Annotated in this window: 18 protein-coding genes; 7 read left to right on the top strand and 11 right to left on the bottom strand. The window is 68.2% G+C overall.

Going from position 1 to position 24,190, the window contains the following annotated elements; all coding sequences use genetic code 11:
* Positions 1–208: 208 nt before the first annotated feature.
* A complete protein-coding gene (locus LDL28_RS11920) occupies positions 209–1,132 on the bottom strand; it encodes an N-acetylmuramoyl-L-alanine amidase (protein WP_233058739.1) in 924 nt (307 codons plus the stop codon).
* 661 nt (positions 1,133–1,793) lie between these two features.
* On the opposite strand from LDL28_RS11920, the gene LDL28_RS11915 reads away from it, so the two are divergent.
* Complete coding sequence (locus LDL28_RS11915) at positions 1,794–4,742, top strand: Rne/Rng family ribonuclease (protein ID WP_233058738.1); 2,949 nt, start codon at positions 1,794–1,796, stop codon at positions 4,740–4,742.
* Positions 4,743–4,963: 221 nt separating this feature from the next.
* Here the strand turns inward: LDL28_RS11915 and LDL28_RS11910 are convergent, their stop codons facing one another.
* Genes LDL28_RS11910 through LDL28_RS11895 form a run of 4 tightly spaced genes read right to left on the bottom strand, consistent with a single transcriptional unit; the run spans position 4,964 to position 9,868 of the window.
* Complete coding sequence (locus tag LDL28_RS11910; protein WP_233058737.1) at positions 4,964–6,466, bottom strand: ATP-binding protein; 1,503 nt, start codon at positions 6,464–6,466, stop codon at positions 4,964–4,966.
* Positions 6,463–7,719 (bottom strand): TIGR03862 family flavoprotein, encoded by a 1,257-nt coding sequence (locus LDL28_RS11905; protein ID WP_233058736.1) that lies wholly within the window; start codon positions 7,717–7,719, stop codon positions 6,463–6,465. The genes LDL28_RS11910 and LDL28_RS11905 overlap by 4 nt, the downstream gene beginning before the upstream one ends.
* Positions 7,719–8,582 carry a serine O-acetyltransferase gene (gene cysE, locus LDL28_RS11900; protein ID WP_233058735.1) on the bottom strand — a complete coding sequence of 288 codons (864 nt, stop codon included), beginning with the start codon at positions 8,580–8,582 and terminating at the stop codon, positions 7,719–7,721. The genes LDL28_RS11905 and cysE overlap by 1 nt, the downstream gene beginning before the upstream one ends.
* Before the next feature lie 53 nt (positions 8,583–8,635).
* On the bottom strand, positions 8,636–9,868 hold the full coding sequence (locus tag LDL28_RS11895) for a UbiH/UbiF/VisC/COQ6 family ubiquinone biosynthesis hydroxylase (protein ID WP_233058734.1): 1,233 nt from the start codon (positions 9,866–9,868) through the stop codon (positions 8,636–8,638).
* Positions 9,869–10,073: 205 nt separating this feature from the next.
* On the opposite strand from LDL28_RS11895, the gene LDL28_RS11890 reads away from it, so the two are divergent.
* Positions 10,074–10,412, top strand: coding sequence for a P-II family nitrogen regulator (locus tag LDL28_RS11890; protein WP_025814180.1), 339 nt, complete (start codon positions 10,074–10,076; stop codon positions 10,410–10,412).
* Between the two features lie 41 nt (positions 10,413–10,453).
* Positions 10,454–10,960 (top strand): hypothetical protein, encoded by a 507-nt coding sequence (locus tag LDL28_RS11885; RefSeq protein WP_233058733.1) that lies wholly within the window; start codon positions 10,454–10,456, stop codon positions 10,958–10,960.
* Positions 10,961–11,024: 64 nt separating this feature from the next.
* On the opposite strand, the gene LDL28_RS11880 is transcribed toward LDL28_RS11885, so the two are convergent.
* Genes LDL28_RS11880 through LDL28_RS11870 form a run of 3 tightly spaced genes read right to left on the bottom strand, consistent with a single transcriptional unit; the run spans position 11,025 to position 13,924 of the window.
* Positions 11,025–11,930, bottom strand: a complete 906-nt coding sequence (locus LDL28_RS11880) for a retroviral-like aspartic protease family protein (RefSeq protein ID WP_233059290.1) — start codon at positions 11,928–11,930, stop codon at positions 11,025–11,027.
* A gap of 47 nt (positions 11,931–11,977) precedes the next feature.
* Positions 11,978–12,934 carry a prolyl aminopeptidase gene (gene pip / locus LDL28_RS11875; protein ID WP_233058732.1) on the bottom strand — a complete coding sequence of 319 codons (957 nt, stop codon included), beginning with the start codon at positions 12,932–12,934 and terminating at the stop codon, positions 11,978–11,980.
* A 12-nt stretch (positions 12,935–12,946) separates the two neighbouring features.
* A complete protein-coding gene (locus LDL28_RS11870) occupies positions 12,947–13,924 on the bottom strand; it encodes a tyrosine recombinase XerC (RefSeq protein ID WP_233058731.1) in 978 nt (325 codons plus the stop codon).
* Between the two features lie 74 nt (positions 13,925–13,998).
* Between LDL28_RS11870 and LDL28_RS11865 the strand changes: the two genes are divergently transcribed.
* Positions 13,999–16,248 carry a primosomal protein N' gene (locus tag LDL28_RS11865; RefSeq protein WP_233059289.1) on the top strand — a complete coding sequence of 750 codons (2,250 nt, stop codon included), beginning with the start codon at positions 13,999–14,001 and terminating at the stop codon, positions 16,246–16,248.
* Positions 16,249–16,255: 7 nt separating this feature from the next.
* On the opposite strand, the gene LDL28_RS11860 is transcribed toward LDL28_RS11865, so the two are convergent.
* The gene (locus tag LDL28_RS11860) at positions 16,256–17,662 is read right to left on the bottom strand and encodes a DNA methyltransferase (RefSeq protein WP_233058730.1); all 1,407 of its coding nucleotides are present in this window, start codon (positions 17,660–17,662) and stop codon (positions 16,256–16,258) included.
* Between the two features lie 9 nt (positions 17,663–17,671).
* On the bottom strand, positions 17,672–19,357 hold the full coding sequence (locus LDL28_RS11855) for an NAD(P)/FAD-dependent oxidoreductase (RefSeq protein WP_233058729.1): 1,686 nt from the start codon (positions 19,355–19,357) through the stop codon (positions 17,672–17,674).
* Between the two features lie 250 nt (positions 19,358–19,607).
* Here LDL28_RS11855 and LDL28_RS11850 point away from each other — a divergent pair, with 250 nt between their 5' ends.
* From LDL28_RS11850 to LDL28_RS11840, 3 genes are all read left to right on the top strand, one after another.
* Positions 19,608–20,651 (top strand): cation diffusion facilitator family transporter, encoded by a 1,044-nt coding sequence (locus LDL28_RS11850; RefSeq protein WP_233058728.1) that lies wholly within the window; start codon positions 19,608–19,610, stop codon positions 20,649–20,651.
* Positions 20,652–20,667: 16 nt separating this feature from the next.
* Positions 20,668–21,576, top strand: a complete 909-nt coding sequence (locus LDL28_RS11845; protein WP_255663141.1) for a cation diffusion facilitator family transporter — start codon at positions 20,668–20,670, stop codon at positions 21,574–21,576.
* Positions 21,577–21,785: 209 nt separating this feature from the next.
* A complete protein-coding gene (locus LDL28_RS11840) occupies positions 21,786–23,138 on the top strand; it encodes a chloride channel protein (RefSeq protein WP_233059287.1) in 1,353 nt (450 codons plus the stop codon).
* Here LDL28_RS11840 and LDL28_RS11835 read toward each other — a convergent pair.
* Positions 23,121–24,158 carry a glycosyltransferase gene (locus LDL28_RS11835; RefSeq protein WP_233058727.1) on the bottom strand — a complete coding sequence of 346 codons (1,038 nt, stop codon included), beginning with the start codon at positions 24,156–24,158 and terminating at the stop codon, positions 23,121–23,123. The genes LDL28_RS11840 and LDL28_RS11835 overlap by 18 nt on opposite strands.
* Between the last annotated feature and the right edge of the window lie 32 nt (positions 24,159–24,190).

Genomic DNA, 24,190 nt, shown 5'->3' with positions numbered 1-24,190 from the left:
CAGGCCGGCCGTGGTCGCTCAGGGGCGGATAAGTCGAAGACGAAGAAGCCCGGCACCGGCACAGGCGCGCGCGGACAGGCGCGCGCATGCGCCCGACCCGGTTCCCGCGATGTGCGTTGTCGTTACCATGGCGCGCACAATACAGCGGGGGTGAGTGATTGCAACCGTAAAACGCGCGGGCGCATGAATGCCGCGCGTCCGCCCGCCTTCAGCCAGTCGCATGCGTGACCATGCTGTCGGTGGCGAAATAATGGTCGATCGCCTGCACCATCGCGCCCGCCACCACGGCGCGATGGGCGGCCTGCCGCAGGGCGGCTTCATCCATATGGTTGGACATGAACCCCATCTCCACCAGCACGGAGGGGATATCGGCCGATTTCAGCACCACGAACGAGGCATGGCGGGAGGGATGCTGCAACAGCCCCACGCGCGGGCGGAATGCGCTGACGATGGTGCTGGCCATGTGGGCCGCGCCGTGGCGCGTTTCCTCCGTTACGAGGCTGGCGAGGATTTCCTGTACCTCGGGCGAGGTCGCGTGCACCTGCGGGCCGCCATAGCGGTCGGCGCTGTTTTCCGTCTGGGCCAGCATGGCCGTCTGCCGGTCCGACGCCCTGGCGGCCAGGGTATAGACACTGGCCCCGCGCACCGCGCGGTCAAGCAGGGCGTCGGCATGCATGGATATGAACAGCGACGCCTTGTGGCTGTGGGCGATGTCCACCCGCCCCTCCAGCGGAATGAAGCGGTCATCGGCGCGGGTCATGGCCACGCGGTAACGGCCACTGGCCACAAGCTGGCGCTGGAGTTCGGAAGCCGCCGCCTCCGCCACATGTTTTTCATACGTGCCGGAAACGCCGATCGCGCCGGGGTCCTTGCCGCCATGGCCGGGGTCGAGCATGACCAGCGGCCTGGGCGGCCTGGCCTGCCCGATAATGCCGGGCGCATGCAGCGGCGCGCGCGCGCCGTGGGGGGCCGCATGATGCGCCACCGCGTGGGCCGGGGCGGATCCGTGCGCCACCACCCGGGCCAGCGCCACGGAAGGGGCCAGGACCCCAAGCGCCGTCACCACCGCGCGGCGCGCGAGAACCGGCGCGCTGGGGCATGGGTTACGTCCATCCGGCCGACCTTGGGTCATGCATGTGGTTCCGTGCTGAACGGTTGCGGGAAAAACTTCCTGTCATTACCACCGTACGCAACCCGCGTCAGCGGGATAAACGCACAGACCCCTTGCGGGAATGCGTGCATTGCGTCATGCTGCCCAGCCGTGATGGACCATGCTGCATCCGGCTGCCCCTTTTGGGCATGTCCGAAACGGCGGGATGCCCGCGGGCATGATTTACTCCATCCGGCATGCACCATGCATGCGCGGCAGATGCTTACCGGACATTTCCGGCCACGCCACGGCGTGGGGGCTCTTGCGGCGCACGACCTGTGGCAGCCGCGCCGGTGTTCCCTATCGACGGGAAACCGGATGACAGACCAGTCGATACGGAGGCCCCGCCCCGGCAATCAGGCCGGGCCGCGCCCTCCCCCAGTCATGACCGAGGATGGATTGGACACCACGCGGGCTTCTTGCGCACATGCGATGACACCATGCCCGGCCACGGGCGGCGCCATGCCGCATCGGGCCGGTGGGCATGCGCCGTCCGTCCGCGCGCCGCGCGGGGGTGTTCCATCCGGGTCCGGTCGCACTTTTTTCCATCATGTTTCTGTCCGTTCCTCCGCTCCCTCCTGCCGCCACGGATCGCGCGCGCAGCCCGGATGCGGGAACGCGACATACCGGAGCGCGCCTATTAATGAGCAAACGCATGCTGATCGACACGACCCACGCGGAAGAAACCCGCGTGGTCGTGATGGATGGTAACCACCTTGAAGATTACGATGTCGAGGCTGCATCCAAAAAGCAGCTGAAGGGCAATATCTATCTTGCCAAGGTTATCCGTGTTGAACCCAGCCTTCAGGCCGCGTTCGTGGATTATGGCGGCAACCGCCACGGCTTCCTCGCCTTCAGTGAAATCCATCCCGACTATTACCAGATCCCCGTAGCCGACCGCGAAAAGCTGCTCGCGCTACAGGAGGAGGAACGCCGCGCGGAAGAAGAACGCCGCGCCCGCGATGACGAGGAAGACGAAGCCCCCGCCCCCCGCGCCGAGGAAGGCGACGCCCCCACCGACGAGGAAGGCGACGAACCCGAAACCGTGGGCGGCGAGAACGATACCGGCGACGAGGCCCAGGCCCAGCGCCGCATCGCGCGCTTCCTGCGCAACTACAAGATTCAGGAGGTCATCCGCCGCCGCCAGGTCCTGCTGGTGCAGGTGGTCAAGGAAGAGCGCGGCAACAAGGGCGCGGCGCTGACCACCTATATCTCGCTGGCGGGCCGCTACTGCGTGCTCATGCCCAATTCGCTGCGTGGCGGCGGGGTCTCGCGCAAGATCACCTCGGTCGCGGATCGTCGCCGCCTGCGCGACATCATTACCGAACTCCAGATCCCGCGCGGCATGGCCATGATCGTGCGCACCGCGGGCGCCCAGCGCCCCCGCGCCGAGGTCATGCGGGATTGCGAATACCTGCTGCGCCTGTGGGACGACATCCGCCAGCATACGCTTGAATCGGTCGCCCCCGCGCTGATCTATGAGGAAGCGAGCCTGATCAAGCGCGCGATCCGCGACATCTACACGCGTGAGGTCGGTGAAATCCTGATTGACGGCGAACCGGGCTGGAAATCCGCGCGCGAATTCATGCGCATGCTCATGCCGCAGAACGCGCAGAAGGTGCGCCTGTGGCAGGATCACGAACAGACGCTGTTCTCCCACTACCAGGTGGAGGGACTGCTGGATTCCATGCTGTCGCCGTCCGTACAGCTCAAGTCCGGTGGTTATCTGGTCATCAACCAGACCGAGGCGCTGGTCGCGATCGACGTCAACTCCGGCCGCGCCACGCGTGAGCGCAATATCGAGGAAACGGCGCTGCGCACCAACCTCGAAGCCGCCGAGGAAGTGGCCCGCCAGCTCCGCCTGCGCGATCTGGCCGGGCTGATCGTCATCGACTTCATCGACATGGAAAGCCGCAAGCACAACGCCATGGTCGAGCGCAAGCTGAAGGACGCCCTGCGCAGCGACCGCGCCCGTATCCAGGTTGGCCAGATTTCGCATTTCGGCCTGCTGGAAATGTCGCGCCAGCGCCTGCGCCCCTCCATTGCCGAATCCTCCTTCATGCCCTGCCCGCACTGTCAGGGCACCGGCATCATCCGCGGGATCGAAAGCGCGGCGCTGCACGTGCTGCGCGCGATCGAGGAAGAAGGCATGCAGCGCAAGGCCGCCGAGATTTCGGTTCAGGTCGCGCCGGAAGTCGCGTTCTACATCCTCAACAACAAGCGGACCTGGCTGTCGGAAATCGAGACGCGGCACAGGATGCAGGTCGCCTTCGCCCCCGATGCCACCCTGCAGCCGCAGGAATGCAGCATTGAGCGCGTCCGCCCGCAGACCGCGCGTTTCGAGGCCCCGGCCATCGAACACGCCCCTGCCGATAACGGCCATGTACGCGAAATCCAGATCCAGACCGAACCGCCCGCGGCCGATGCCGGCGTAACGCCGGAAGCCGCCAGCGCACCGGAAGAGGACGAGGACATCGCATCGGGCACCGACCATCGCCGCCGTCGCCGCCGCCGTCGCCGCCGTGGTGGCAACGGGACAAACGGGGCTCAGGCCACGCCCGCGCAGCCCGAAGCCGAGACGCAGGAACAGGCCTCGGCGGAAGTCGCCGTTCCGGCGGCTGCCGTCACCGCGCGCGAGACCTATCGCGGCCCCACCCCGGCTGACCCGTATGGCGATGCGATCATCGATATTTTCGACGTGATCGAGCAGACCACCGCCCCGGCGGAAGTCGTGGTGGATGAAGTGGTGGACGTGCCGCAGCCCGAACCCGTCGTGGTCGAGGTTACGGAGGAAGAGGCGGCGAAACCGCGCCGTCCGCGCCGCCGCACCCGTCGCACCCGTACGCCGGTGGAAGGCAGCGTGGCCGAAACCCCTGAAGTCATGGAAGCCGAAGCCGCCCCTGCCCCCGTGGCCGAACCCGCACCGGAACCGGAAGTCGAACCGGTTGTGGTAGAAGCCACCGAGGAGGCGCCGCCCAAGCCGCGCCGCCGTCGCGCCACCCGTGGCACGACCACGCGCCGCAAGGTAGCCGAAACCGCGCAGGAAGAAGCTCCGGCCCCTGAAGCCGAGGCCCCCGTGGCGGAAGAAGCCCCCCCCGAGGAAGCGGCACCGGCCAAGCCCGCCCGCAAGCGTGCCACAAGCCGTGCAACGGGTACGACGGCCACCCCCCGCCGTCGCACCACCCGCAAGGCGGCCGCGACGGAGGAAGCCGTAACGGCGACTCCGGCCGCCGAACCGGAAGCAACTGCTACGGAGGAAGCCCCCAAGCCGCGCCGCACCACGCGCCGCAAGAAGGCTGAACCGGCCGAAACCGCGCCTGTGGAAGCAACAGCGGAGGCCGCACCGGAAGCAACACCGGAAGTGGCCGCCAAAAAACCCGCGCCCAGAAAACGGGCCACAACCCGCAAGGCGTCCACCGCCGCCGCAACCGGCACGCCTGTCACGCGCACCCGCCGCCGCCGCAAGGCCGACGACGAGAGCCCTGCGGCGGATACGGCGGCCCCTGAAGGCACGGCGGAAGCCCCCGCCCAGTCAGGTGACGGAGACGCCGCACCGGCGACACCACGGCGCACCGGCTGGTGGAAGCGCTGATAACGCGCCCCACAGGCTGAAATAAAAAAACCTGCCTTCGCAAGAAGGCAGGTTTTTTATTGGCCACCATGCGGTCGAGGGTCTTTTACAGCCCGGCCGGCAGGGGATGGAACGGAGGCCGCCTTCTTTCAAAAGGGCGGCGTTCCCTGAAGCTTTTTGAAAAAAGCTTCACCAAAAACTTCTTTATGATTTGCTTAGGATTTTCTGCACAGCGAAAACCGTCAGGCTCCGGGGCCATCGGGCATGGCGGGGGCCGTTTCCCAGCCGGGGCCGATGATCGCGGCACTCCGTCGCCCCAGCCCGTCATGGCGCAGCACGATCATGTTCTGCTCCTCCAGATAGGCCAGTTGCCGCCGGGCGCGACCCAGTGAATGGGTGCCATAGGTCCGGGCGATCACGCTGTCGGGCGGGCAGGGCTGGGCCTGGATCGCCGCATGCGCAATGAGCAGGAAAATACCCTGCATGTCATCGGGCAGCGCCCCGGCCATCTGTTCGGCCTGCCGCCACTGCTCACTCTGTGCCGTCTGGGTGTCCACCCCCGCCTTGGCCACGGCAAGCAGGCGGCGGAAACGCGGCATGTCCAGCGCGTCCCGGCCCATGCCCTCGATCCGGCAGCGGACAAGAAAATCCTGATACAGCACATGGGCAGGGCGGAAGCCCGCATCTTCATCGCGCAGGATGTCGGTCAGGATCTCGACAAAACGCAGCTTCTGCGCGGCGGCGTCCACGGGGGCCGGTTCCGGGTCCTCGGCCACGGGGTCCGCCATCGTGGTTTCGGCATGGGCGGCAAGCTGAGCGAGGATATCGGGCGGCGGGCTGAAATTCCGCACGGGCCGCGCCGGGATCTCACGCTCGGGCACCGGGGTCAGGATGAGTTCGCGCATCTCGTCGCCCGCGGGCAGCGGCTCGAACGGCATGAGGCTGGGACCGGCCGAACGGCTCTCGGTCTCGACCGGGCCGATCTTCACCGTGAGCGGCCTGCGGCATACCGCCGGGCCAAGGGCCACGAAATAGCCGCGCTCCAGATCCCGGAAACTTTCCGCCTGCCGCCGTTCCATGCCCAGCAGGTCCGCCGCGCGCAGCATGTCGATATCGAGAAAGGTACGCCCCATGAGGAAGTTCGAGGCCTCGGCGGCGACATTCTTGGCCAGCTTGGCCAGGCGCTGGGTGGCGATCACACCCGCCAGGCCACGCTTGCGCCCCCGGCACATGAGATTGGTCATGGCGCCCAGCGAGGCCCGGCGCGCTTCATCCGTCACCTCGCCCGCGGCGGCGGGGGCGAAAAGCTGGGCCTCATCCACCACCACCAGCACGGGGTACCAGTAATCCCGCTGCACTTCGAACATACCACCCAGAAAGGCCGCGGCACGGCGCATCTGCACATCCGCGTCCACGCCCTCCAGATTCAGTACGACCGAGGCGCGATGCACGCGCATGCGCTCCCCCGCCGCCTGCAACGCGGCTTCGGTATGCTCGGCGGCGTCAATGACCAGATGGCCGTACCGCTCGGCCAGGCTGACGAAATCGCCCTCCGGGTCGATGATCGCCTGCTGCACCGTCCGGGCCGACTGCTCCAGCAGGCGGCGCAGCAGGTGGGACTTGCCCGAGCCGGAATTCCCCTGCACCAGCAGGCGGGTGGACAGCAGTTCAGCCAGATCCATCGTTACCGGGGCATCCCCAGCAATGGCCCCGCGCCGTTCCCCGATCGTGATCGCAACACTCATGGCGCTGAGGGATACAGTCCATGCCGCGAGTCCCGCAACCACTCCCACGCGCCTTCGCCCGCCATGCGGCCCGTCGCCATGCAGCCCTGCAGCAGGAAACCGCCTGTCGGGGCCTCCCAGTCCAGCATCTCACCCGCCGCGAAAACGCCGGGCAGCGCACGCAGCATGAAATTGCGGTCCAGCGCCGACCACGCGATTCCCCCCGCCACCGAAATGGCGCGATCCAGCGCGGCGGGCGCATGCAGTTCCACCGGCACCGCCTTGACCAGCCGGGCCAGGGCCGCCGGATCGCGTGGCGGGGACCCTCCCGCCCCTTCACGCAGCAGGGCGGCGGCGACGGGGGCAAGTCGCAGCCCCTTGCGCAATGTGTTCGACAGGCTCTCCCGCGAGCGGACGCGGGCGATACGGGTCGTGATTTCCGCTTCACCAAGTGATGGACGCAGGTCGAGCAGGATCCGCGCGCGCCCCGTGCGGGCAATCCGTTCGCGGATGGCGGCGGACAGGGCGTAGATCGCCCCACCCTCGATTCCCGCATCCGTCACCATCGCCTCGCCGCGCACCGATTCCCCATCTTCCAGCGTAACCGCGATGCCACGCAGGGGCGTGCCCGCGAAACGCGCGCGAAAGCCTTCGCCCCATCCCGCCACGAACCCGCAATTGGCGGGGGCGAAGGGTGTGACGTCAATGCCCGAGGCCAGCAGCCGTTCACGCCATACGCCATTGGACCCCAGCCGCGCCCAGCTTGCGCCCCCCAGCGCCAGCACGGTGGCGTCAACCCGCCAGCACACGCTGCCACCGGGGCCGGACACGCGCAGCCTGCCGTCTTCTTCCCATCCGTCCCAGCGGTGACGGGTCAGCAGCCGCACGCCGCGCCCCGCAAGCCGGGCAAGCCACGCGCGCAGCAGGGGGGACGCCTTCATCGCACGGGGAAAGACGCGGCCACTGCTGCCGGTAAAGCAGGCCTGCCCCAGCCCCTGCGCCCATTCCACCATGTCGCGCGGGGAAAAGGCGGACAGCGCGGTTTCCATCATCGGGCGCGCCGCGCCGTAGCGCGCGGCGAACAGATCGGCCGTTTCGGAATGGGTCAGGTTGAGGCCGCCGCGCCCGGCCATGAGCAGCTTGCGGCCCATGGTGGGCATCTGTTCGGCCACGCTGACGGCACAGCCCCGCGCGGACAGGATCTCGGCCGCCGCCAGCCCCGCGGGGCCGCCACCAATAACGGCAACATGTGGTCTGGAAACGAATTCGATCATCAGATGATGTAATCAATCGGGGGCAGGGTCTGGTCCATGGTGAAGGCGGGCAGGCTGGAATGTCGCGTGCCCACCACGCGCGCCGGGTTGCCGACAACGGTGGTATAGGGGGGCACGGATTCCAGAACAATGGATCCGGCGCCGACCTTGGCCCCTTCCCCGATCTCGATATTACCCAGAATCTTGGCCCCCGCCCCGATCAGCACGCCACGGCGCACCTTGGGGTGGCGGTTGCCGATGTTCTTGCCCGTGCCGCCAAGGGTCACGCCCTGTAGCAGCGAGACGTCATCCTCGAGCACCGAAGTCTCGCCAATGACGATGCCGGTGCCATGATCGAGCAGGATGCGCCGCCCCAGCCGGGCGGCGGGATGGATATCGACCGCGAACAGTTCGGAGCAGCGGCTTTGCAGGTGCAGCGCGAGATAGCCGCGCCGGTTATGCCACAGCCAGTGGGCCACGCGGTGCCCCTGCACGGCGTGGTAGCCCTTGAAGAACAGGAAGGGCGTCACGTAATCCGCCGTGGCCGGGTCGCGTTCGCGTATGGCGACCAGATCGGCCGCCGCCGCGCGCACGATGTCGGGGTCGGCCTCGAACACTTCCATCACCAGTTCGGCCAGCGCGTCATCCGCCACCGAACGGTCGCCCAGCTTGCGCCCGATCAGGGCGGCGAGCGCGCCGCGAAAGGACGAATGGTTGCGGATGCCCGTGGCCAGCAGTCCCTTGACCAGCGGGTCGCAGCAGCCGCATGCGCCATCCACGATTTCTTCCCACAGCCTGACCGGGTCAACCGGACCCAGGGTTGACGGGCGGGCGGCCTTTACGCGCCGGTTCGCGGGAATGGCAGCAGACTGCTTGTGAGACATGACGGTTCCGTTCCGGCCATGCGGCCTTGTTAGCGTGTGTATCCGCGCGCAGGTTACAACCCCATGGCCTGCCGGGCAAAGCCGCGACGCAGCGGCGTTATGCGATTTATCGCCGCCAGCCCCACATCGCGTGCCACCCGCAGCACGGGGTTGTCGTTGCCGAACACGCGTTCGAGCATGTCGGTCGCCGCCAGCATCAGCAGGTTGGCGGGCCGGCAGCGCGCCTGATAGGCCCGCAGCACGTCGGGCGCGCCCACATCCCCGCCACGGGCATGCACGTCACCCAGGATATCGACCAGCGCCATGATATCCCGAAAACCCAGGTTAAGCCCCTGCCCCGCGATGGGATGCATCCCGTGGGCCGAATCCCCCACCAGCGCCAGCCGCGTATCAACATAACGCTGCGCATACTGCGCTGAAAGCGGATAGACCCACCGCCGCCCCACGGGCGTGAGCGCACCCAGCCAGTCATCCCCCATGCGGCGGCGGATTTCATGGGCGAAGGCTTCGTGCGGCAGCTCGGCCTGCCGGTAGGCCACCTTCTCGCTCTCGGTCCAGACCACGGCGGACAGGTTGGGATAATCCGGGGTGGGGGCCATGGGAAGCTGCGCGAACGGACCGGCGGGCAGGAAATGTTCCAGCGCCCGCCCTTCATGCGGGCGTTCATGGGCCACGGCGCATATGATCCCGCACTGGTTGTAGGGCAGGCGGGTTACGGGAATGCGGGCCTGCTCGCGCAGCGGGCTGCGCCGCCCCTCCGCCGCGATGACGAGCCGGGCGTTGATCACCCGCCCGCTGGCGGTGTGGATCACCGCGCCATCGGCATGGCGGGTCACGCGGGCCTCATCGGGGGCGAAAACCCGCACGCCCGGCGTGGCGTACAGCGCCGCGTTCAGGGCGACACGCAGGGCGCGCGCCTCGATCATCGCGCCGAAAGGCTCATCCGCGTCCTCCGGTCCGAATTCCAGGAACAGGCGCGAGGGCGGGCGGCCGGGGCGGCCATCGGTCACGCGGATTTCGCGGATATCGCACGCTTGCATGGGCAGATGGGCCCAGATGCCCGCATCCTCCAGCAGGTGGCGCGAACCAGCACTTATGGCATAGGCCCGCCCATCAAAGCCGGGGCGTTCCAGGGGCGGCAGGTCCGCGCGGTCGATAATGGCGATTTTCATGCCATGCTGGGCCAGGCGGCAGGCAAGCGTCACCCCGACCGGCCCGGCGCCGACAATGCAGACATCCGCCTCTAGGGCCTCGGGCGCGGTGCTGGGGGTCGTGTTCGCGGTCATTTCGTTTCCTGTTCTGGCCCCGCCGGCGGGGCGGCAAGCCCATGGGATTTACTCCCCCCGGCGGGGAGCGCACAAGCGCGCTTACCATACCGCGCATACGAAGGCGGATGACATGCATCACCCAATCGGCGTATAGACGGAGCGGTTACATTATCCTTCACCCACGGTCAGCCCGGACCGGACAGAAATATGGAGACATGGTGAGATGAAGCTTGTCACAGCCATCATCAAGCCTTTCAAGCTCGACGATGTGCGTGAGGCCCTGACCCCACTGGGGATACAGGGGCTGACGGTATCGGAAGTCAAGGGTTTCGGCCGCCAGAAGGGGCAGACCGAAATCTATCGCGGGGCGGAATACCACGTAAGCTTCCTGCCCAAGATCAAGATCGAGATCGCGGTAAGCGACGATCTGGTCGATCAGGCGGTGGAAACTATCCTGGAAGCGGCGCATACCGGCAAGATCGGGGATGGCAAGATCTTCATTTCCCCGCTGGAAGGCGTCATTCGCATCCGCACGCGCGAAACGGGTGACAGCGCGCTCTGAACACGGCATTTCCCTCTCTCATTTCAGGACGGATCATACATATGGCGATATCATCGCGTTTCACGATCGCAGGCATGGGCATGCTGGCGCTCGCCCTGTCCGCCGGGGCGGGGCAGGCGCGCGAAACCGCCAAGGCATGCCACGAGAAATTCACGGCGGCCCGGACGGCGGGCACGCTGAACGGCCAGACCTACAAGGCGTTCAAGGCCGCCCAGTGCGATACCGGGGCCACGACCGGAACCACCGCCGCCCCCGCGGCACCAGCAGCACCGGCGGCCGGGGAACATGCCGCCGCCAGCCCCGCACCCGTGGCCGCGACACCCGCGCCCCATCCCGCGCCCGCCCTGACGGGCGCCACATCCACCACCGCCGTGATGCCGGACGCCATTGCCGCCAGATACGCCAAGGAATCGGCGGGCAAGGCCCGCATGCACACCTGCCTGGATCAGTACAACGCCAACAAAGCCACCAACGCCAATGGCGGGCTGCGCTGGATCCAGCATGGCGGCGGCTATTACAGCCAGTGCAATACAAAGCTGAAAGGCTGACCAGCCGGCGGTCCGGCCTGACGGACCGCCCCCAGTTCCTGAATGTTCCGGCCGGTACGCGCCCTTACCCGCCCGGCCGCCGCGCGGGGCGGACGAAGGCCTGGTTGGTGGCGTAGGATATCCATACGCGGTGGCTGGCGAACCAGTCCGACCCCAGCAGCATTTCCAGGTGTTCACGCAGTGGCGCCACGGTCAGCGTGACGTTGCGCTCCAGTTCATGACCCACCTGGAGACTGTCGAAACGGTGCCAGTGATAGATGTCCTGATGCCCGTCCACGCTTGCCGTCACCCCGCCGGGATCGCGCTCCAGCCGCGACTGGCTGACACCGGCGCGATGGACGACCTCTGGCGAGACGATGCGTGAACGCGCCCCGCTGTCCAGCAGCGCCGTGACCGGCCTGCCATCCAGCCCGACCTGTAGCAGGAAGCGGTTGTCCTGCCGGGTCAGGGGCAGGGTTTCATACGGCCCGTCCCATACCGGCGGCGGCGCGCAGGCCAGGGCCCCGTGCCGGATGTTCCACAATGTCAGCGTGCCGCCGGGCACATCCATGTCCAGATCGAAGCGCGACAGGATATCCCCGCCCAGCAGCCCCGCCACGGGGGGGCGGATCATGGGCTTGCCCGGCAGTTCCCCCACCGGCACGGACCGCGCGCCAAAATCCACGCCGCCAACCCGCAGGTCCGGCACGATGGCGTTGGGCGTGGCCTGCGCCACCCCGCCCGTGCCGTGGACGATGGTTTCATGGTCGGGGTCCAGCCGCAGGCGCAGGTAGCCCACCATGTCCGGTGTCAGCAGCCCGCCATCCGAACCCGTATCGACCAGAGCGCTCAGTTCATACCCCGCGATGCTGATGACAATGGACAGATACCCCCCGTCATCGCGCAGCGGCACCTGGGCCACGCGTTCATGGTTGCACAGGCGCGCGACATCCTGCGCCCGGGCGGTCCCTCCCGACAGGCCGCAGGCCATGGCCGCACCCAGCAGGCAGGCCGCAAGGCGGGTACGCGCGCCTGCCACTACGCCAGGCGCTCCGCCAGGGCGTCGGTCGCATCGAGCAGGGCGGCCTGGATACCGGACTCGGTCATGGCGTGGCCCGCGACGTCAATGACCTGAAAATCCGCCTCCGGCCATGCGCGGTGCAGATCCCATGCCGTGCGCATGGGGGTCGCCACGTCGTAGCGGCCCTGAACGATCACGGCGGGAATGTGCCGGATCCGGTCCACATCCCGGATCAACTGGCCTTCTTCCAGCCATCCGGCATGGACGAAATAGTGGTTTTCTATGCGTGAGAAAGCCAGCGCGTAGCGCGGGTCGGCATGCTGGACCATGGTCTGGGGCGCGGGGCGCAGGGTGATGGTCCGCCCTTCCCACACGCTCCATGCTATGGCCGCCTGCATGCGCACCGCCTCGTCCGCGCCGGTCAGCCGCCGGTGGTAGGCCGCCATCAGGTCCGTGCGCTCGGCGGGGGGAATGGGGGCCATGAACTGTTCCCACAGGTCGGGAAACAGCCATGACGCGCCTTCCTGATAGTACCACAGCAGTTCCGCCCGGCGCAGGGTGAAGATGCCGCGCATGACCAGCGCGCTGACACGCTCCGGATGCGCCTGCGCGTAAGCCAGCGCCAGCGCCGACCCCCATGAGCCGCCGAACACCATCCATTTTTCAGCCCCCGTCATGGTGCGCAGGCGCTCCATGTCGGCCACCAGGTGCCATGTGGTATTGTTCTCGAGACCGGCATGGGGCGTCGAGCGCCCACAGCCGCGCTGGTCGAACAGGAGAATGCGGTAGCGCGCGGGATCGAACATCCGCCGCTGGAAGGCCGAACACCCCCCGCCGGGACCACCATGCACGAACACGACCGGAATCCCGGCGGGATTGCCGCATAGTTCCCAGTAAATCCGGTGCCCTTCACCCGTATCGAGCCAGCCATGGTCGTAGGGGTCTATCGGGGGGTAGGCTAACCGTTCTGGCATGGGCATTCCTGTTCAACTGGCCGTATCGGTGGCATGGGGATGGGCGCGTGTCCAGACATCCATCAGGCGGGCCTCGTCCGTAAGGGTGTAACGCTGCGTGGTGGACAGGCTGGCATGGCCCAGCAGGTCCTGTATCACACGCAGGTCGGCCCCGCCCTCCATCAGATGGGTGGCGAATGAATGCCGCAGCGCGTGCGGGGTTGCATGGTCGGGCAGCCCGGCCATGTGCCGCCATGCGCGCATGGCGCGCTGGGCGATCCCGGCCTGGAGGCGGCCCCCGCGCACACCCACGAACAGCGGCGCGTCAGGCTGCGGAAGCGGATGGGCGCGACACCAGCGCCGCAGGCCCTGCATCACCTGCGGCAGAACCGGCACCATGCGTTCCTTGCCGCCCTTGCCCCGGATACGCATGACGCCATCGCCCGCCGTCGCATCCCCCAGCGCCGCCGCCTGATCGAGATCGCGCACATCCAGCGCCAGGGCCTCGGAAATACGCAGCCCGCAGCCATAAAGCAGCATGAACAGCGCCGCGTCACGCAATTGCGCCATCGGCGTGTGGGCCAGGTCGGCCACGCCTTCGGGCACATCGCAGGCCTGTGCGCCGGGCAGCGGGCGGGGCAGCGGGCGGCGGGTGCGCGGCGTGGCCAGAAGGGCGGGCGCCGGGTTGTCCACGCCGTGATGGCGCGCCAGATAACGGAAGAACGAACGCAGCGCCGAGACCCGCCGCGCGCGCGTGCGCGCCGCGCGATCCTGCGTGGTGGGGCGGCGCGCGGTCAGGGCCGCGCCGTGTTCATGCGCCAGCCACGCCCGCAGGTCGGCCAGCGACAGGCCGGCCAGCGCGCCCAGATCCGGCTCACCACCCAGATGACCCGCCAGAAACGACAGGAAACGGTCCAGATCCCCCCGATAGGCCGTAAGTGTCAGGGGGGAGGCCCGGCGTTCGGTCTCCATCCACTGCAAAAACGCATCCCGTGCCCCGCCCGCCATCATGCCGTCCGTCCTTTCGTGTCGCCCCGCATGACCGATGGACAAGACACGGGCGGTGGATGACGGTAGAAAAACACATGCCGCATCGCAATCCTTCGCAGGCAGAGCTGCTACCCACCCCCACCGGGCGGCGGGTGCGGGTCATGCTCACACTGCCCTTCGCCGGGCCGCTCGACTACCTCCTGCCCCCCCGGCTGGCCGATGCGGGGCCGGGGGATATTGTCACCGTGCCGCTGGGCCGCCGCACGGAAACCGGCGTGATATGGGATGAAGCCCCCCACCTGCCGCCCGAATTCATGCCCCCGCCCCAGAAGGAAGTCGCCGCCAGCCGCCTCAAGCCCGTGACCGCGCGCGCCGATCTGCCGCCGCTGCCCGCGCAGTTGCGCCAGTTCGTGGACTGGGTGGCCGCCTATACCCTGTCCCCGCCCGGCATGGTGCTGGCCATGGCGCTGCGCGCCAATGCGCTGGCCCCGCTGCCCCGTCCCGCCAGCGGGTGGCGGGGCGCCCATGCGCAGCCCGCCGGGCTACGGCTTACGCCCGCCCGCCAGAAGGTGCTGGACATCGCGGCCTCTCCCCCGCCCCTGCCCACGGCGGAACTGGCGCGCCGGGCCGGGGTCGGCGCCGCCGTGATCCGGGGACTGGCGCAGGCGGGCGCGCTTGAGGCCGTGGACATCCCCGCCCCGCCGCCCTTCGCCCCACCCGACCCGGCGCACTGCCCCCCACGGCTGGAAGGCGAACAGGCGCAGGTGGCGGGTGAACTGCGCGACCGTGTGGCGGAGAAAGGATTTTCCATCACCCTGCTGGAAGGCGTGACCGGCTCCGGCAAGACCGAGATCTACATGGAGGCCATTGCCGCATGCCTGGAAACAGGCAGGCAGGCGCTGGTCCTGCTGCCTGAAATCGCGCTGTCCGCCCAGTGGACCGGCCGCTTCGCCCGCCGCTTTGGCGCGGAGCCCGCCCTGTGGCATTCCGACCTTGGCGCGCGCCTGCGCCGGGTGACATGGCGGGCGGTGGCCGACGGCACGGCGCGCGTGGTGGTGGGCGCGCGTTCGGCGCTGTTCCTGCCCTTTGACCAGCTTGGCCTGATCATCGTGGATGAGGAACACGAAACCGCCTTCAAGCAGGAAGACGGCGTAACCTATCACGCCCGCGACATGGCCGTGGTCCGCGCGCGCATGAGCCGTGCGCCGGTTATCCTGGTCTCGGCCACGCCCAGCCTGGAAAGTCTGGCCAATGTCGGCGCGGGGCGTTACCGCCACCTGCGGCTCAACGCCCGCCACGGCAACGCCACCATGCCCGAAGTGCGCACGCTGGACATGCGCGCCGACCCGCCGGAGCGCGGGCTGTTCCTTTCGCCGGTGCTGACGGGCGCGATCAATGACGCCATCGGGCGCGGCGAACAGGCGATGCTGTTCCTCAACCGCCGGGGCTACGCGCCGCTGACGCTGTGCCGCACCTGCGGCCACCGCATGCAGTGCCCCAACTGCACCGCGTGGCTGGTCGAACACCGCGCGCGCCATATCCTGACCTGTCACCACTGCGGCTATGACGAGCCCATTCCCCAGACCTGCCCCAAATGCGCCGATACCGACAGCCTGACCCCCATCGGCCCCGGCGTGGAGCGGATAACGGAGGAAGCGCGCGCCACCTTTCCCGATGCGCGGATACTGGTCATGGCCAGCGATACGCTGAGCGGCCCCGCCGCCACCGCCGCCGCGGTCGAGCGCATCGCCCGCCGTGAGATCGACCTTGTGATCGGCACGCAGATCGTGGCCAAGGGCTGGCACTTCCCCCACCTGACGCTGGTGGGAATCGTGGATGCGGATCTCGGGCTGGGGGGGGGCGACCTGCGGGCGTCGGAACGCACGGTGCAGCTCCTGCATCAGGTGGCGGGCCGGGCGGGCCGGGCCGAAGCGCCGGGCCGCGTGCTTCTGCAAAGCTACGTGCCCGACCACCCGGTCATGCAGGCGCTGGTATCGGGTGATTTCGACAGTTTCATGCAGCAGGAGGCCGAACAGCGCCGCCCCGGTTTCTGGCCGCCCTATGGCAGGCTGGTGGCCCTGATCGTCAGCGCCGACACGCCGGAAGCGGCCGAGCTGACCGCGCGCGCGCTGGGCCGGGACGCCCCGCGCCTGGACGGCGTGCAGGTGCTTGGCCCCGCCCCCGCCCCGCTGGCCATATTGCGCGGGCGGCACCGCCACCGGCTGCTGCTGCGCGCGCGGCGCAATATCGCGGTGCAGCCGATCGTACGGGAATGGCTGGGCCGTGTCAGGCCCGAACGCGGCGCGCGGATCGATGTGGATATCGACCCCGTTTCCTTCCTGTAGGTGCCCGCTACATGCCCGGCGGCGCGTCCTCCCGCCAGCCGGGCAGGGCGCGTAGCGCCGCGTGGCGGGCGGGATCGACCGGCAGGCGGGCATGGACCACCACATGGTCGCCCCGCAGCGCGCCGGACCGCAGGTCCTGCGCAAGGGAACGCGCGGAATAGGCCAGCGGCATACTGCCCAGAAGCACCATGCCCGGCTGCCCGCCCGTGGCGGCGAGACCGCTCCAGTCACCACGCCGGGCCGAATTGAACATGCTCACCACAAAGCCACCGGGCCGGATCCTTGCGGCGCATCCGGCCATGATGGCGGACAGCGCACGGTCATAGGCCGCCGTGCCCTTGTCGCGCCCGCGCGCGTTGGACACCACGATTTCACGCGCCATCGCCACATCCAGCCCCAGCATGGCGTTCCACATCTCGCTCAGCTCCAGATAGGGCACGCGGTCACCATGCGGCGGGTCGGTCAGGACAAGCTGCACGCCACGCGCGGGCAGCGCCGCCACGAAATCCCCGCCATCCATGCAGGCCAGCGTCGCGGCGGGGGCCGTATGCGCCAGCAGGCGCGCCAGATCCACGACCGGGGCCGCGCCGGGCCGTACCCCCCTGAGCGCGCGCATCAGCCGGGCCGCGCGCAGGGCGAAGCCATTCCAGACATTACATTCGAAATGCCGCGCGGGACGCCAGTAGCCCATGGTCCAGCTTCCCGGATCGACGCGCCCCTGCCGCGTCAGCGCGCACACCATGCGCGACATCTGGCCCACCCCCGCCGTAAGCGTGAGTTCCAGCGCACGGCGCAGCACCGTGTCCTCCACCCGCCGGATCGCGCCCAGCAGCATGTCGATATTGCGCAGCGCGCGGCCGGTGAACAGGTCGGGCCAGTCCAGCCCCGCGGCCGCGTTGATCCGGCCATTGTCATACAGGCCCAGCCGCCGCCAGCCATGGGGATAATAGGCCGCGTGCCGGGCCGCGCTGGCATGATCGGCCGCCTGCGGGGGGCGGGATTCGCGCAGCCGCCCGCTTGCGGGGCGGCGCCACACGGCCTCGATGTCCGTACCGTTCCACAGGATGTGGGTGGCGATACGCCCATCCGCCGTGCGATAGGTCCGCTCTATTTCCGGGCGCTGCGTGCGTTCCATATGGGCAAGGGCCGCGCCGGTGGTGGCCGCATCCCCCGGTTCGGCCAGGAAACGGGCCAACTGGACCGCCAGTGGATTGAGATCGGCCCCGGCGAAGCGCCTGCCCCCGCGCACCACGTCCCCCGCGATCGCGCCCGTTCCCATGAAGGGATCGGCCACGAGATCGCCCGGCTGGCTGAGAAGCGTGACAAGATGGCGCAACGGCTCCAGCGGCTTCTTGCCCCAGTAGCGATGGAAGCCATGCAGGCCGCTATAGCGGGCCGGGGCCGCCCAGTTCATGCCGCCCGGTCACTGCGCGTCGGAGGCATGGACCATACCGCGCTGCATCCCCTGTTCCACCTGCCGCCCCGCAAGCGACAGGGCCACCGCTTCCGCAATGCGGATGCCGTCTATCCCGGCGGACAGGATGCCCCCGGCATAGCCCGCGCCCTCGCCCGCCGGGAACAGGCCGCGCAGGTTCACACCCTGCCCGTCCACCCCGCGCGGAATCCGCAACGGCGAGGAGGTGCGCGTCTCCACCCCCGTCATGACCGCGTCACGCATGGAAAAACCGGCCAGCTTGCGATCGAACGCGGGCAGCGCCTCACGTATGGCATCCGTTACGAAACCGGGCAGGCAGGTGGACAGATCCGTGGGCGTCACACCGGGGCGATAGGACGGTACGACATCACCCAGCGCGGTGGAGGCCCTTCCATCAAGAAAATCCCCGACCAGTTGCGCGGGCGCGAAATAGGCGCCCCCTCCGGCCACGAACGCCCTGCGCTCCCATTCACGCTGGAAGGCGATCCCGGCCAGCGGACCGCCGGGGTAGTCGCGCTCGGGCGTGACCCCCACCACGATTCCCGCATTGGCATTACGCTCGGCGCGGGAATACTGGCTCATCCCGTTGGTCACCACCTGCCCCGGCTCGGACGTGGCCGCGACCACCGTGCCGCCGGGGCACATGCAGAACGAATAGACCGCCCGGCCATTGCCGGCATGATGCACCAGCTTGTAATCCGCCGCCCCCAGCAGGGGCATGGTGCCGGGCTGGCCATAACGGGCGGTGTTGATGAGGGATTGCGGATGCTCGATCCGCACCCCGATGGAAAAGGGCTTGGCCACCATCTCCACCCCCGCCGCATGCAGCGCGGCGAAGGTATCGCGCGCGCTGTGGCCTATGGCCAGCACGACGTGGGTGGCGCTGATCTCCTCCCCATCGGCCAGACGCAGGCCGGTGATGCGGCGGCCTTCCACGCCCCCGTCATGGCTTATGAAATCGCTGACATGCGCGCCAAAGCGGTATTCGCCGCCAAGGGATTCGATTTCGGCGCGGATATGCTCCACCATCGTGACCAGCCGGAAGGTCCCGATATGCGGGCGGGAAAGATAGAGTATTTCCTCCGGCGCGCCGGCGCGCACGAAGGCGGACAGCACCTTGCGCCCGTAATGCCGGGGATCACTGACCTGGCTGTAGAGCTTGCCGTCGGAAAAGGTGCCCGCCCCGCCTTCCCCGAACTGTACATTGCTTTCGGGGGTCAGGATGGATTTGCGCCATAGGGCGAAGGTATCCGCCGTGCGCGCGCGCACCGCCTTGCCACGTTCGAGCACCAGCGGGCGCAGGCCCATCTGCGCCAGCACCAGCGCCGCCATGAGCCCGCATGGCCCCGCCCCGATCACGACCGGGCGCGCATACCCCGCGCGCGCGGCAAGCCGTGCGCCATCGTTCAGGACAAAGCGGTAGTCGGTATCGGGCGTGGGCATGATGTCGCGCGCGCCCGCATGCGCGGCCAGCACGCCCGCTTCATCGCGCACCGGGCAGTCCACCGTATAGACCAGCACGATCCGCCCGCGCTTGCGGGCATCGTGGCCACGACGGAAAACGCTGATCTCACCCACATCCGCTTCCGCCACGCCCAGCCGCCCGGCCACGGCCTGCCTCAGCGCGGCTTCGTTATGGTCGAGCGGCAGGCGCAGTTCGGTCAGTCTGATCATCGGGTCACGTTCCCATGGTGGTGTGGGCCTGGGCAGGCCTGCGCTGCCTTATCATGCCGGGGGCCGGTACGAAATGTGCTAAGAAGCTGTTTGAAAAAAACCGCGCCGGAAACTTCCTTATGGTTCGCGGGGTGTCCCGGGGGCAGTCTTTCGCGGCAGTCCGCAAGTGAATGCTGGTGGGATATCTCAACCTTCTGCTAGGAAAGTGGCGATACCCTGAGTTTTCCACACGCTGAATGGATGCTGCCCGATGGGCGAATGCCAGCACGATCATGGCGATGCGGGCCATGCCCATAACCATGATCACGACCACGATCACGACCACGCCAGCCACGCGGAACATGGCCATGACTGCGGGCATGACCATGGGCGCGGCGGCCTGTTCGGCCACCACCATGTGCATGCGCCCGCATCCTATGGCAACGCGTTCGCCATCGGGATCGGGCTCAACCTTGCCTATCTGGTGGGGGAGGCCGCATGGGGCGTGCGCAGCCACGCGCTTTCGCTGCTGGCGGATGCGGGGCACAACCTGTCCGACGTGCTGGCGCTGGGGGCGGCATGGCTGGCGGAAATCCTGTCGCGCCGCACGCCCACCACCAACTTCACCTACGGGCTGCGCCGGTCCTCCATCCTGTCGGCGCTGGGCAATGCGGTGGCGCTGCTGGTCGTGACCGGGGGGATCATGTGGGAAGCCGTGCTGCGCCTGATCCAGCCCCACCCGGTGGCGGGCGGGGCGGTGATGGTCGTGGCCGGGATCGGTATTGCGGTCAACGGGGGGACGGCGCTGCTGTTCGCCAGCGGCGGCCGGCAGGATCTCAACCTGCGTGGCGCATTCGTGCACATGGCGGCGGATGCGCTCATGTCACTGGCCGTGGTGGCGGGGGGCGGGCTGATCCTGCTGACCGGATGGCTGCGGATCGACCCCGTCATCTGCCTGTTCGTGTCGCTGTCCGTCATCATCGCGACATGGTCGCTGCTGCGCGATTCACTGGACATGGCGCTTGACCGCGTGCCACGCGGCATTGACCCCGCACAGGTCGAAGCCTATCTACGCACCCTGCCCGGCGTATGTGACCTGCATGACCTGCATATCTGGCCACTCAGCACCACCGAAACGGCGCTGACGGTCCATCTCGTGCGCCGGCACGGTGACAATGGCGACGCCGCCGAGGGGCTGCTGCACCGGGCGGCACAGGAATTGCAGGCACGCTTTGGCATCGTTCATCCCACCTTCCAGATCGAAACCCTGACCGATGCCGACCACTGCGTTCTCGCCAGCGCCCACAGTTTCTGACCCCAAGGCCCGTCTGTTGAGCATAATTTCCGATTCCAGCACCAAGATCCTTGCCGCCTGGTGCAGCCTCGCGATCAGCGTGGTGGCCCTGGGCATGAAATATACGGCATGGCGCGTCACCGGCAGTATCGCGCTGTATTCCGATGCGATCGAGACGATCATCAACGTGGTGTCCGCCATCGCCGGGCTGTGGGCGCTGCGTGTCGCCAGCCTGCCGCCCGACCAGAACCATACCTATGGCCATTACAAGGCCGAATACCTCTCCGCCGTGGCCGAAGGGGTGCTGGTCGTCATTACCTCCATCACCATCGCGCATGAGGCATGGGTGGGGTTTCACAACCTGCGCGCCCCGGTCGACTCCCTGCTGGGCGTAACCTTCAACGCCGGGGCGGGGGTGCTCAACCTCGTGTGGGGTCTGGTCATGCTGCGGCTGGGGCGGGCGCACCATTCGCCCGCGCTGGTGGCGGGCGGGCACCATGTGCTGTCCGATGTGTGGGCGTCCGCCGCGCTGGTGTGCGGTTTCATCCTGATCCCGCTGACCGGCTGGCTGTGGCTGGACCCGCTGCTGGCGGCCCTGATCGCGCTGAACGTGCTGCGCACCGGGTGGGACATGATGCGCAGTTCCATCGGGGGGCTTATGGATGAAGCCCCGAATTCGGAAACGCTGGGGCAGATCCGCGCCATCATTTCCCAGACCGCCACCGGCGCGCTGGAGGCGCATGACATCCGCGCGCGGATCGTGGGGGCCATGACCTTCATCGAATTCCATCTGGTCGTACCCGGCACGATGAGCGTCGAGAACGCCCACCATATCTGCGACCGGGTCGAGGCCGGCCTTCGCGAGGGACTGGGGGACGCACTCATCAACATCCATGTCGAACCCGAGCGCAAGGCCAAGCATACAGGCGTGCTGGTGTTGCCGTAACCCCGGGCCGCAGGGGTGCGCGTACCGTGCGAAATCCGGCCTGATGGCCGGAAAACGACAGGCTGGCCCGCGATAAATACCCCCCTTTTCCAGCAACCGGATTGCCGTGCCCCGGTTTATCTGTCAGTACTGTCCCGTCTATCAGTACTGTTACTGAAAGTGCATTGCCGGTCATGCGCACCGACCTTACCGAAATACGCAGGCGGCATATGCGCCACCTGCGCCGTTCCGCCCGCATCACCACCGAACAGTGGCGACGCAAGCTGGCCTGCTGGGCCGCGGCCATCATGGTGGGCGTGGTGGCGGTGGGCTTCGCCATGGCGGCGGACGCGGCGGCCACGGTGCGCACGCATATCATCCACATCAACCCATGGATCATGCTGGTCATGACGCCGGGGGGGCTTGCGCTGTCTTCATGGCTTACGCGCACGTGGTTCCGTGGCGCGCAGGGCAGCGGCATACCCCAGACCATCGCCACGCTGCATATCGAGAACTTCGCCATCATCGACCGGCTGCTCTCGCTCCGGGTGGCGGGGGGCAAGATCGTGCTGACCACGCTGGGGCTGCTGGCGGGCGCATCCATCGGGCGCGAGGGGCCAAGCGTGCAGGTGGGGGCCGCCATCATGCATGCCTGCGGGCGGTGGCTGAACCTGTCCACCGTGGGGATGCGGCGCGGGCTGATCCTGGCGGGCGGGGCGTCGGGGGTGTCGGCCGCGTTCAATACGCCGCTGGCGGGCATCGTGTTCGCCATTGAGGAACTCAGCCATTCGTTCGAGCAGCGCACCAGCGGCACGATGCTGACGGGTGTGATCCTGTCGGGTGTGACCGCCATCGCGCTGGTGGGGAACTACAGCTATTTCGGCCATACCGACGTGGTGGTGCCGATCGGCATAAGCTGGATCGCGGTGCCGACCTGCGGCATTCTGGGCGGGATTGGCGGCGGTGTGTTCTCGGCCATCCTGATCCGCGCGACACGCGGGCTGCCGGGCGGGCTGGGCCGGTTCGCCAGGGGCCGCCCCGTGGCGTTCGCGGCCACCTGCGGGCTGGCGCTGGCCGTGATCGGCATCGCGTCGGACGGGATCACCTATGGCACCGGCTATATCCAGGCCCACGAGATCATAGAAGGCAAGACGCACTATCCCGCGTCCTTCTTCATCCTGAAATTCATCGCCACCATCATTTCCTACTGTTCGGGCATTCCGGGCGGGCTGTTCGCCCCTTCACTCGCCATCGGGGCGGGATTTGGCGGCTGGGTGGCGCAGTTCCTGCCGCATACCACACCGGGGGCGGTGGTGCTGCTGGGCACGGTCGCCTATTTCTCGGCCGTGGTGCAGTCGCCGCTGACTGCGTCCGTCATCGTTATGGAAATGTGCGACAACCAGCAGGTGACGCTGGCGCTGCTCGCCACGTCCTTCCTCGCCTATGGCGTCTCGCGCATGATCTGCTCGCAGGCCCTGTATTCCGCGCTGGCGGAAGCCTTCCTTGATGGCATGGCCTCGCGCCCGCCAGTGGCGAAGCGGCCCCCGCCCCCCGCCGCCCCGCCGCTACCGGCGGTGCGCTGACAGCACCCGCCCATACAGTTCGAGCCATTGGGTGGTGACGGCCTGGCGGGTAAAATACGTCTCGTAATCGCGCCGTCCCCCCGCCACGATCCGCGCCGCCAGCGCCGGGTCGTCCAGCACCTGACGGATCGCGCCCGCAAGGGCGGGGGCGTCGTCAATGGGAACCAGCATGCCGTTTTCAGCGTTGCGGATATGCGCGCGCGGGCCATCCGCCGCACAGGCGACCAGCGGCACATCGGTGGACCAGGCATCGAGGATGACAGTCCCGAACGGCTCATAACGCGATGGCAGGACACACAGATCCGCCGCCGCCAGCAAGGCCCCGCGATCCGACCGCCAGCCCAGGAAATGAACCCGCCGGGCCAGCCCCAGCCGCGCCGCCTGCGCCATGAGGGACTCGCGCAGTGCGCCCTCACCCGCCAGCCAGACGTGACAGCCCGGCAACTCCACCATCGCGTCCAGCAGGGTTTCCAGCCCCTTGGCCGGATGCAGGCGTGACAGCACCAGCAGCACGGGCGCATCCGCCGGGGTGTCGAGCGCCTGACGCGCCACCGGCGGTTCGGGGCGGACGGACGGGAAAGTGGGAATATAGGCCACGCGATCCGCGGGTGCGCCGCGTTCACGCATGGAGCGCGCCATGTCCGCCGTGCATCCGACAAGATAGTCGCAATGCGCGAAGGGACGCAGATCCTTGTAATTGCCGAACCAGCCGATCACCGGCACGCCTGTACCGGCGGGCACCAGTTCAGCCGCGCGGCGCAGCCAGCAATGGATCAGGTCGGGCCGCACGCGCCCGATCAGGCGGCGCAGCGCGTGACGCGCCACGGGGCGAAGCGGAATACGCAGCGGCGCGGTCTCCACCGTCATCCCGGCACCCCGCATTGCGGCCACCCGGGGGGCGGCGGGGTGCATGACCGCCACCTGTTCCAGCCCCGCTTCATGCAGGCTGAGCATGACATCGGTGGAATAGAGTTCCGCCCCCCCGTTGCCCCGGGCCGCCATGACATGAAGCACGCGCATGCGCTGATCCGTCCCCTCCGGCATGGCCGGGA

Source organism: Komagataeibacter sp. FNDCR2 (genome assembly GCF_021295395.1).
GTDB lineage: Bacteria > Pseudomonadota > Alphaproteobacteria > Acetobacterales > Acetobacteraceae > Komagataeibacter.
This window is presented reverse-complemented; position numbering and strand designations above follow the sequence as displayed.